7 protein-coding genes are annotated in these 10,124 nt (G+C 66.4%); 3 read left to right on the forward strand and 4 right to left on the reverse strand.

Annotation, left to right across the window (positions count from 1 at the left end; genetic code table 11):
* Positions 1–383: 383 nt before the first annotated feature.
* The 3 genes from F6X51_RS19690 to F6X51_RS19700 form a co-directional block, all read right to left on the reverse strand.
* Positions 384–3,509: an autotransporter family protein gene (locus tag F6X51_RS19690; protein WP_246696903.1), complete on the reverse strand. Its 3,126-nt coding sequence runs from the start codon at positions 3,507–3,509 to the stop codon at positions 384–386.
* A 666-nt stretch (positions 3,510–4,175) separates the two neighbouring features.
* Positions 4,176–5,825: a porin gene (locus F6X51_RS19695; RefSeq protein WP_150965372.1), complete on the reverse strand. Its 1,650-nt coding sequence runs from the start codon at positions 5,823–5,825 to the stop codon at positions 4,176–4,178.
* Positions 5,826–6,404: 579 nt separating this feature from the next.
* A complete protein-coding gene (locus F6X51_RS19700; RefSeq protein ID WP_150965373.1) occupies positions 6,405–7,301 on the reverse strand; it encodes a LysR family transcriptional regulator in 897 nt (298 codons plus the stop codon).
* Positions 7,302–7,572: 271 nt separating this feature from the next.
* Between F6X51_RS19700 and F6X51_RS19705 the strand changes: the two genes are divergently transcribed.
* The 3 genes from F6X51_RS19705 (at position 7,573) to F6X51_RS19715 (ending at position 9,613) form a co-directional block, all read left to right on the forward strand.
* Positions 7,573–8,307, forward strand: a complete 735-nt coding sequence (locus F6X51_RS19705) for an SDR family NAD(P)-dependent oxidoreductase (protein WP_150965374.1) — start codon at positions 7,573–7,575, stop codon at positions 8,305–8,307.
* A 203-nt stretch (positions 8,308–8,510) separates the two neighbouring features.
* Complete coding sequence (locus F6X51_RS19710) at positions 8,511–9,113, forward strand: NADPH-dependent F420 reductase (RefSeq protein ID WP_150965375.1); 603 nt, start codon at positions 8,511–8,513, stop codon at positions 9,111–9,113.
* Between the two features lie 242 nt (positions 9,114–9,355).
* Complete coding sequence (locus F6X51_RS19715) at positions 9,356–9,613, forward strand: hypothetical protein (RefSeq protein WP_150965376.1); 258 nt, start codon at positions 9,356–9,358, stop codon at positions 9,611–9,613.
* 24 nt (positions 9,614–9,637) lie between these two features.
* On the opposite strand, the gene F6X51_RS19720 is transcribed toward F6X51_RS19715, so the two are convergent.
* A complete protein-coding gene (locus tag F6X51_RS19720) occupies positions 9,638–9,946 on the reverse strand; it encodes a hypothetical protein (protein ID WP_150965377.1) in 309 nt (102 codons plus the stop codon).
* Positions 9,947–10,124: the final 178 nt, after the last annotated feature.

Below are 10,124 nucleotides of genomic sequence, written 5' to 3' on the forward strand. Positions count from 1 at the left end.
CCCGCGCTGCCAAGCGCGGGCTGCGGTAGCGCTCGTCGACGATCGACGCCTGACCGATCCAGGCAGGCAGCGGGACCGTCTCGTCCTCGCGGCCGAGTTCGACCTCAGCCAGGATGAGGCCGCTCAAGGCTCCGGCGAACAGGTCCACGTCCCAGATGTCGCCATCAGCCTCGATGCGAAGCCGGGCCTCCTCGACCCGGCTTCTCGTGCCGTGACGCGGTCAGAGGATTCACGGCTCCTCGACCGCCGCGTTCCGACCACGTCCGAACGGGATCTTGCGTCCCACCGGGACCGTTCGGACCCGTCGATCGGACGGTCCAGAGCGGGCAGGCAGCCGGCGCGCGCGCCAATGCGTCCGCCCCGGCGGAACGCTCGCCCGGCGTTCAGAACCGGTAGGTGAAGTTGCCCTTCACGGCGTGGTCCTGGATCCGATCGCCGACCTGGCCCGTATAAGCCACGCCGAGGGTGGCGTTCGGCGCGACCCGAAGGTCGAGCCCGGCCTCGGCCACGAGGGCGTCCCGGGCGATCGGGACGCCGGCCGTCAGGAAGGCCGGGCCGGTGCCGAAGGCGAGCAGCGCCGTCGGCACCACGTCGCCGAAGGCGCGGCGGTAGCCCACGAGGCCGTGGGCCGAGACCGGCGCCCCGAGCCCGAGCGCGAGGTCCGTCTGGCCCCGCAGGCCGGCAGTGACCGCACCCATGTCGTAGGTCCGGGTGAAGCTCGTCAGCGCAGCGATCCCGCCGGTCTCCGTGAAGCGGTCGTGCCCGATCGAGACGTAGGAGCCGCCCACGAACGGCTCGATATAGCCGAGCGCCGCCTGGCTCGGGCGCGACCCGTCCTTCGACAGGAGCGGCGCGGGACTGTTCTGGCCGAGGAAGATCTTGTAGCCGAGCTCCCCGAAGCCCTGGATCGTCGAGCCGCCGGTGCGGGCGGTCGCCGTGTCCGAGAAGCCGGCGAACAGCACCGAGCGGCGGCTGCGGCCGCTGTTGTCGGCGTAGGTCGCGCCGAGCCGCAGCGAGACCGGACCGAGCTCGTAGCCGCCGTAGACACCGCCGTATCCGCTCTCGATCGTGCCGGATTGCAGGCGGCCCGTCGTGTCGAGGGTGGCGTAGGTGTAGCCGCCCACCGCGCCGAGCTTGATCCCGTTCTCGAGCCGGACGTCGGCGCCGAGGGCAAAGCCGGAGATCTGGCGGCTGAAGCCGGCGGCGTTGCCGTCGCCGCGCGCCTCGCCGAAGCTGCCGAAGCCCTGACCCCAGAGCCCGAAGACGCGTGGATCGAGGATTCGGGCCGGCACCGCGACGACCGGGGGAGCGCGGCCGGGCAGGTCGGCCGTGTAGGCCGCCGGCAGATTGCCGTAATTCAGGCCATCGGCCGCGCCCGGCGTGACACCCCAACGCAGACGGTCGAGGATGGCCTCGCGCACGAAGAAGGCGGTGGCGTACTCGGTCGAGACCGTGTTGGCGTGCACGTCGCCCGAGAGCGCCTGGAACGCACCCTGCGCCTCGGATGCCGTCAGCCCGACGGTGCGCTGGAACGGGGCCGTGCCCGCCCCGCCCGCCTGGATCGCGTCCGCCACCGAGGCCTGGTTGCGGTTGCGCGCCACGCTCGAGAAGGCGACGTCGTTGCGCGTGAGGTTCAGGTCGACCTCGGTGCCCGTGTAGGTGAGGCTCGGATACAGGAAGGCGAGGTTCGAGGTGACGTCGGCGAACTGACCCGTGAGGCCGCCGGCCGCCGTCAGGATGGCGTAGCGGGTGCGCGGATCGTAGCTGCCCTGCGCCGCCGTTACCTGAACCGTGCCGCCGCTGAGCGTGGCGCTGCCGGCCGCCGCGATCCGGTCGGCCTGACCGGCCGCGTTCGCGTTAACCTGGTAGGTCGCGCCCGGCGCGAAGGCGAGATTGCCCGCGACCATCAGCGTGCCGATCCCGCCATTCGGCGCGCCGGGTGCCACGGCGCCCCCGCTGTTCACCGCAAGTCCCGCGACCGTCCCGCTGCCGCCGAGCGTGCCGCCCGAGCCGACCGTCACGTTGGTCGTCACCTGATCGCGCGGATCGAGGATCAGGGTACCGGTCACGTTCCCGAAGTAGCCCCCGGCCGAGTACAGGTCGATGCGGCTCCAGTAGCTGAGCGGCGAACCGTAGAACGCCGCGAGCGCGTTCGTCTCGGTGTTCACGATGATCTGGTTGATGGTGTCGGTCTGCAGGGCGCCGTAGAGGCCTCCGCTCGGCGCGATGGCGCGGGCCGCGTCGGTGCTGCCGCCGTAGAGCGGTGCGAGCAGGATCGAAGCATCGGGGCCGTTCGCGGGCGCCGCCTCGCGCGGGGCCTGGGCGAAGGTCAGCGTCGGCAGTCCGTAGGTCAGCCGCTGCTGGTACAAGGCCTGGTTCGCTGCCGACGGCAGGTAGGGGTTGTTGGTGGTGTTGGCAGCGCTCGCCGCGCAGGCCGCGACCGTATTGCCGCACTGGGCCGAGAGGTAGCTCGTCAGCTGGGCCGAGGCCTGGTTGAACTGGTTCGGCAGGTTGATCGCCGTGCCTGTGGTGACGGCATTGCTGATGTAGAGCGGGTTGCTGAAGGCCTGGGCGAGGTCGTAGCTCGCGAGCGCCCGGGCACCGATGATGTCGAGCGGATAGTGGACGCCGAGCACGATGCGGCTGTTACCGTACTCCGCGGCGCGGGCCAGCATGCCCTGATACTGGCTCGGCACCAGCATGGCGAGCAGGATGCCGTCGGTGAAGGCGTAGGTGGTGTGGCCGCTTGGGAATGACGGGTTCGTCGCGAGGCCGTTCAGGGCGGTCGGGTCGAACTGGTTGATACGGTTTGGCACGACTTGTACGGGCCGCGAGGAGCCGTAGACGTCCTGCCCAGGCTGCGTGTTCCGCACGCCGTAGGCGAGGTCGTAGACGCTGTCCGCAATGTTCGGCAGGCCGTTGGCGCGCGGCAGGGTGTAGCCCGCGGGCGCCACCGCCGGGACCGCGACGTAACCGGCCGGCGTGGTGCTCGGATTCGTGGCCGCACCGTTGGCAAAGTAGTTCTTCGCGACGCCCAGGTTGTTGCCTGTGAAGGTGTAGGCGTTGGCGAGCAGGTTCAGGGTCGCGCCGAGGGGGCCGGCGGCGCCACTTGCCGATCCGCCGACGTAGATCTGGCCGAGGAGGGGCCCGAGGCCGCCGACCGGCTGCTGCGGCACGATCCCGTTGATGGAGGTCTGCGCCGGCAGGCCGCCCGCGAGGTTCGCGCCGGCGCCGTAAGTGCCGAGGCCGACCGAGGAGAGGTTGTTGGTCACCGACCCGAGCAGGTTCTTGTCGCTGATCGCGAGTTGCTGCTGAGCCAGGCCCGCGCCGTTGTTGGTCGCGATCGATTGCTGAAGGTTGGTCTGCAGCGTTGCCTGTCCGATCGCCGTCGCGTTGAGATTCAGGTACGGCGCCAGCAGGTTCAGAACGTTGACATCGGACGGCGTGGTGTTTGCGGCCTGCGCCCAGGCGGCGCCGGGCGCGCAGGCCGTCGCAATGAGCGCTACCATTGAGACACTGTGCTTGAACGGCATTGTCGACTTCCCCTGCGGTGTTCGGGCAAGTCACTAGCCAAAACTACGTTTCATGTATTGTCATAATCCGTTCATATTATTTGATCACCGGAAATGTGATACTAATGACACAGATTTAATGTTATACGACTAAGTAATAGGCGGAATTTTTAGCCGATAATCAATACATTTTGCGCATCTCAATCTCGACATGTGGGCAGCCGCGGTGATCGGCCGCCCTCCGTAGGATGAGGGTTCCCGCCTCGTGATGAAGGGTTGCACGGGGATCACTCGATCGATGCATGGAATCACACCGGCGGCCGTGCGGTGTCGGGTGAAGGCCGCCGAACGCGGCACGTCTGTCTCGCCCGCATCGTGAACCCGTCAGGACCACGCGAATCGAGAGCTATCCGCGTCGCCATCCTGGCGGGGCGGACGTCCTCGCGGGGCAGGCAGCGGGCGGGGCTCCGTCACGGGCGATCGGTTGAGCGCGGCCGCAAGCGAAAAAGATCCCGGCGTTCCCGCCGGGATCAGAGTCTTGGAGGTTTCGAAACGCGTCGCAGCGTCTTGGGAGAGTGGTTCGGGCTTCGAAGAAGCAGGCGTTGCCGCGGCGGCCCTTCGGTCCCGGTGCGGCGGGACCGAAAGCTCGATGGTCAGCCCGACCTAGAAGTCGCGCTGGACGCGGAAGCGGCCGTAGAAGCCGTCCGTGGAACTGACGGTGCGGGTCGGAACGCCGTTGACCGTCGCCGGAAAACCCGGCTGGTTGGTGTCGCTCTGCCGCCCGCTGTTGAGGCCGTAGCGCAGATAGGCGCCCTCGAAGCCGATATCGAGGTCCTTCACCGGCGACCAGATCAGGCTCGCGCCCGCGTAGGACACGTTGGCATCGCGCAGGACGTTGGTGAAGTTGAAGGCGGCGACCTGCGCGGCCGAGGCGCCGATACCGTTGGCGAGGTAGGGCAGGCCGAAATTGACGGAGGCCAGCGCCCGGCGCGCGCCCTGCGGGAAGTAGACCTCGCCGTAGGAGCCGAAGAAGGCCGAGCGCCACTCGGGCGACCAGTAGTGCAGGTAGGAGGCCGTGACCGTCCAGCTCTGCGAGGTCTCGATGCGGCGCGTCAGCGGGTTGACCACCGCGTCGTTCAGGAACGGGATGACGCTCGCGCCCGGGATGATGCTGGTGGAGGAGATCTCGCCGCCCTGCGTCTGGAAGAAGCCCGAGTAGGACATGGCGCCGTCAGCATAGGCGCCCTGCAGGTAGAGGGTGTCGCCCGGGGCGATGAAGGGCAGGTTCAGCTTGACGCCGCCCTGGACGCCGAACCCGTAGGCGTTGCTGACGCGGGGAACGGCGACGGCCGTTCCGGTGACGGCCACCGGCGTCGCTGCGCCGCCCGGCAGGGTGGTGAAGGCAAGCGGGCTGCCCGTGGCGCTGCCCATGTTGATCTCGTGGACGGCCGCCGAGAGCTGCGCCGAGCCCCAGGCCGCGTCGTAGCGCAGGACGCCGACGAAGTCGGGCGTGCGGTTCTTCTGCGTGGCATCGAGGAATTGCAGGCCCGTGACCTGACCGGCCGCGTTGAAGATCGCGACGGGCGCGAAGGAGGACGAGGCCGTGAAGACGTTGAAGCCCGAGGTGTTGCCGATGACGCTGTTCGACGCGCTCGAATAGATCGGCTGGAAGCGGAAGGTCGGGTCTTCCATCGAGATCGTGGCGGAGAAGCCGTCGCCGAACTTCGCCGTGTAGGCGAGCAAGTTCGTGGAAGGCACGTCCGATCCGCCCGTGAGAGCGATCATCTCGAAGTCGTGGGCGTAGAAATCGAAGAACGAGGAGGCGCGACCGGCGGTGAGGCCGGCGAACTGCACGAAAGCCTTGTCGACGTTCACGTATTGCTGGGCGCGGCCGAACGTGTCGGGGCCGAGCGCCGGGAAGGCGTTGGCGAAGCGCTGCTGGGTGCCCGAGGTCATGTGCTGGCCGGTGCGGCTCGCCACCTCGAGACGCGTGAAGGCGCGCAGCGTGCCGTAGGCGGTCTGCGTCCGGGCGTCGAGGTTGAAGCGGGCGAGGCCCCGGTACTGCGTGGTGTCGCCCGTGTTGGCATTCCGGTTGTAGCCCGGCACGTAGCCGGCCTCGAAGCGGGCGCGGCCGGAGACGCGCAGGCAGGTGTCGGTGCCCGGGATGTAGAAGAAGCCGGCGCCGTAGGCCGAGCAGACGCGGACATACTCGACCGGGATGGCCTTCTTGACGGGAAGGTCGGCGGCCTGCGCTCCCGCGACGGCGGTCAGCCCCGCCGCCGATCCCAGAAGCAGGCTCTTCACGAGCTTCATTGTGAAATCTCCAGTTTATCGAGATGTACAGTTCGGACATTCCGGAGTCACGACCGCGTCACGATCGATCATCCGTCATGGTTGCTTCTGTTGTTGAGCCAGCTCAAGTTTATAGCTTGAGCAGGCTGACCGCGTCGGAAGCTTGAGCGCCGCCGCTTCATGCATGAGCGTTATGCGGAATACAACGCCGGATTCGCGCACCTCGACAGAAACTCAACAACGACTTTGCGCCCCGTTGCATGCAGGACACAATCTTAAGATTACCCGGCTAATATCCTGAGTTGCCCTGCAGCAACAGCGATCAGAAGGATCTTACCTGTGCGCCGAGCAACACGATCCTTCGACGATTTGTCATAAATTCTTCGCGCTGAGTCTCGGCGAGCAGTGACGAGCAGCTGCGAACGATCGAACGTAGCCCTGCGACCGTTGCTCGATCTGCGATGCCCCTTTCCTGGCCGAGTGGCAATGCCATCGAGGCGGACGTCTCCGTCCTGCCCGCTCACGATCCATGTCGTGCGCTGGGAATGTCCGCTCGCGGCCACTTGTCCACTGAGAGCGTCACCGGCGACCGGCTGCGCATCAGGCGCGCGACGCGCACAGTCCCGCGAGAAGGGGAGCGTACGCGGCGAGCCTGCGGGATACGAACTCAGTGAAGAGCCGCACGCGCTTCGTCTTGCGTGTCTCCCCCTGCGTGAGAAGCCAGAGTGTTCCATGCATGTGCAGGTCGGTGCCCGGCACCCTCGCCAGGAGGGGGTCGGCATCTCCGACGAAGCACGGCAGTGTCGTCATCCCGAGCCCTTGCCGTACCGCAACGATCTGCGCCTCGCCGTCCGTGGTCTTGAACGGAACCCCAGTGGTACGAACCTCACCCTCGCGGGCCCAGTCCGGCATTCCATGAATGCTGATGACGATCCACCGGATTGGATCCGACGCACCCGCACGCCACGCGGCCAGACGTTCGCGAGACATGTAGACGCCGCCGGAGAGCTCCGGTCCCTTCAGGCCGTGAAGGTTGAGCGGCAAGGTCCTGCGGTCATAGACGACGCGGATCGCGACATCGGCCTCTCGGTTAGTCAGATTTGCCAGTTCGCCGGACGACAGGATTTCCATCTCGATGTCCGGATGCAGACGCGCGAAATCGGCGAAGTCCGGCATGAGCAGGTGTGTCGCGAGGGTCGGCGCCAGCGTCACCCGCAAGAGCCCGCGCACGCTCTGGTCGCGCCCGAAGACGCGCGTCTCCAGCTGGTGCGATGATGCTTCCATCTGGTCCGCGAATTCGAGGATCTCCTCGCCCGCAGCCGTCAGGCGGTAGCCCGAAGGCAGCTTTTCGAACATGTGCACCCCGAGGCGTCCCTCGAGCTGGGCGATGCGTCGCAGCACGGTCGAGTGGTTTACATCGAGGCGCTCGGCGGCAGCCCGCACCGAGCCTCCGCGCGCGACGGCCAGAAAGTAGCGAACGTCATCCCAGTCGATCATGGTGCAATCCGGCACCGCGCGGTGCGGCTTCCAAAACCCGTATCCGACACATCGATCAGCGGTACGGGCGGTCATCATAGCTTACGTCGACGAGCGTGGCCGAACTTCGAACAGCGGACACTGATCGTCGTGGCAGGGGCAAGTCGTCCACCCGGATCGATTTCGCACCACCAATGTGCGCGCTTCCGCACTCAACGCCGGCCATTGGCGGACTCATGTTGCGGTTCTCGGGGGCCTCCCCGGACAGCCAAAACGGAGCCGGAAAGACGTCATGGGAAAGCTTGAGGGCAAGGTTGCAGTCATCACGGGCGGATCGAGCGGCATGGCGCTGGCGAGCGCCAAGCGGTTCGTTGAAGAAGGCGCCTACGTTTTCATCACGGGCCGGAGGCAGGAGGCGCTCGATGAGGCCGTCAGGCTGATGGGCCGGGACGTGACCGGCGTGCGCGGCGACGCGGCCAATCTCGACGACCTCGACCGCCTGTTCGATACGGTCAAGCGGGTGAAGGGCAAGATCGACATCCTGTACGCGAGCGCTGGCACGGGCGAAGCCGTCCCATTGGGCGAGATTACCGAGCCGCATTTCGATGCGACCTTCGGCCTGAATACGCGCGGCACGCTGTTCACGGTCCAGAAGGCGTTGCCGCTGTTCAACGATGGCGGATCGATCTTCATGACCGGGTCGGTTGCTTCGGTGAAAGGGTTTCCTGGTTACGGCGTGTATTCGGCGAGCAAGGCGGCGTTGCGCTCATTCGCACGCACTTGGCTCAACGAACTGAAGGGCAGGAATATCCGGGTGAACGTGCTGAGCCCGGGACCGATCGCCACCCCGATGCAGGACCAGGTTCTCACCGAGGAGGCGAAGCGGATGTTCGAATCCCTGATCCCGCGGGGAACGATGGGTCGTCCCGAGGAAATTGCCGCGGTCGCGCTGTTTCTGGCTTCGGACGATTCGAGCTTCGTGAATGGGGTGGAGTTGTCCGTCGACGGCGGCTTCTCGGCCATCTGAATTCGCGCCGGAGCGCGGGACGTGGCCGATCGACGGGAACTCGCGTGTCCGGGGTGAAACGACGTCCGCGCTGAACGCTCAGTCCGGCCGCGCGGAAATCGTTCACGGCAGGACATCGACGCGAAGGTCGCCACGTTGCGGAACGAATACCCAGCGCCGTTGAAGGCCGGGAAATCAATATCAGCACGAATCGGAGAAGTATCATGAGCTATGCGATCGTAGGATTCGGTGCGGTAGGCCAAGCCCTTGCCCGCGCCTTCGCCCGTAAAGGCATCGACGTGACCGTCGCGAGCCGCCGGCCGGCCGACGCGTTGGCGCCACAAGCTCGGGCGATCGGACCCAGGGTCATCGCCAAGGCGCTGCAGGATGCCGTCGGGGCCGACACGATCATCTTGGCAATCCCGTTCTGGGAGCACCGCGAGGTTGCGAAGGCCCTGCCGAGCTGGGAAGGCAAGACGGTCATCGACGCCACGAACGCGTTTGGAGTTCTCCCTGACGAGCTGGGCGGTCTCCCGTCCTCCGCCGTCATCGCGAAGGCGTTCACCGGCGCCAAGTTCGTGAAGGGTTTCAATCACCTGATTGCGGCCACCCTGGCTGCCGATCCGATCGTCGAGGGTGGCCACCGGGTCATCTTTCTGTCGAGCGACGACGAGGACGCGACCGCTCCCGTGGCGAGCTTGGCCAAAGAACTCGGGTTCGCAGCCGTCAAGCTGGGGAAGCTCGACGAAGGTGGCGCGCTGGTGCATGCACGCGGCCGCACTTGGGGCCAGCTGATCTTCCAGGACCTTTTCAAGAAGGAGCAGTGACGGATCCACTGTCCATGGTCAGGGGTGCTGCTTGCCCGGGCCCGTACAGGCCCGCCATGTCATCTTCCGTGGCACACCGGATGTTAGATGAAGTTCGCTGCGGCAGCAGGCCCTTCCCAGGAGCAGCCGTGACGGAGGGCCGGGCGGTCGGGCTTCGTCTCCTCGTGCCGTCCAATTCGCTTGATCGAGCGGCTGAGGTTACATCCCTCCTCCTGGGCCTGATCGGATTCAGGAGGAAGGTCATGGCGAAGATGGACGACCAAACCAAGCTGAAGAGCGACGCGGCCGAGGTCACCGCCAAGATCGTCGGGAGCTACGAGAAGCTTGCCGGCAAGTTCCGGGAGAAGTCACAGCGCGCGGCCGAACGGGTCAAGACCGCCAAGGGCGAGAGCAAGCGCGCGATGCACCGACGCCGGTTCGAACTCTATGGCGATGCGGCGCAGGATCTGGATGAGCGCGTGCAGGCCGTCAGAACGCGCCATGAGCAGAGCAGCGAGTAGCGACGGTCTGGCACCCCAGAATCATCAATGCGCAGTGTGATGCGCGTCCTTGTGGGCTTTGCGCCTCCCCTTCTTGTTCTTGCTGGACCGCTTCAGCACGACGGCATCCTCATCCTCGATGGCGCGTTCCCCGAGGTCAGATTCCTGTAGGTGCTTTGCCTGCTCCGTGGCGCCGTTCTTTTGTTCGATCAGCGCGTAGAACGCGGCTCGAACGATGTCCTTCTTCGAGGCGCCCGGATGCTGTTCACGCACCGCCGCGATGAGGGCCTTGGGCTTCTTGCCAGGCGCCACCAAGCTGCTGATCGTGGCGGCGATGGCCTGGATCGAAGACATGCTCTTTCCCTCGGATTGCAGACGGGAATCGGGGTCAGCCACCCTTTAGCACTGCTGCCTCGGCCAAGCCCAACGCAGCTTCCGCAGAGTTGCCCCGAGCGAGGCAGACCGTGTAGCGCCTTCGGTTTGTGAGACACCGGGAAAGAGCCTACGCGGCGAGGGCCGCAGGTGAAAGTCG

Origin of the sequence: Methylobacterium planeticum (assembly GCF_008806345.1) — a bacterium.
Taxonomy (GTDB): Bacteria; Pseudomonadota; Alphaproteobacteria; order Rhizobiales; family Beijerinckiaceae; genus Methylobacterium; species Methylobacterium planeticum.

Bases quoted from the DNA above. Each gene is read 5' to 3' on its own strand.
- F6X51_RS19705 (WP_150965374.1), top strand. From the start codon at position 7,573: ATGGGAAAGCTTGAGGGCAAGGTTGCAGTCATCACGGGCGGATCGAGC.
- F6X51_RS19710 (WP_150965375.1), top strand. From the start codon at position 8,511: ATGAGCTATGCGATCGTAGGATTCGGTGCGGTAGGCCAAGCCCTTGCC.
- F6X51_RS19715 (WP_150965376.1), top strand. From the start codon at position 9,356: ATGGCGAAGATGGACGACCAAACCAAGCTGAAGAGCGACGCGGCCGAG.
- F6X51_RS19690 (WP_246696903.1), bottom strand. From the start codon at position 3,509: ATGGTAGCGCTCATTGCGACGGCCTGCGCGCCCGGCGCCGCCTGGGCG.
- F6X51_RS19695 (WP_150965372.1), bottom strand. From the start codon at position 5,825: ATGAAGCTCGTGAAGAGCCTGCTTCTGGGATCGGCGGCGGGGCTGACC.
- F6X51_RS19720 (WP_150965377.1), bottom strand. From the start codon at position 9,946: ATGTCTTCGATCCAGGCCATCGCCGCCACGATCAGCAGCTTGGTGGCG.
- F6X51_RS19700 (WP_150965373.1), bottom strand. From the start codon at position 7,301: ATGATCGACTGGGATGACGTTCGCTACTTTCTGGCCGTCGCGCGCGGA.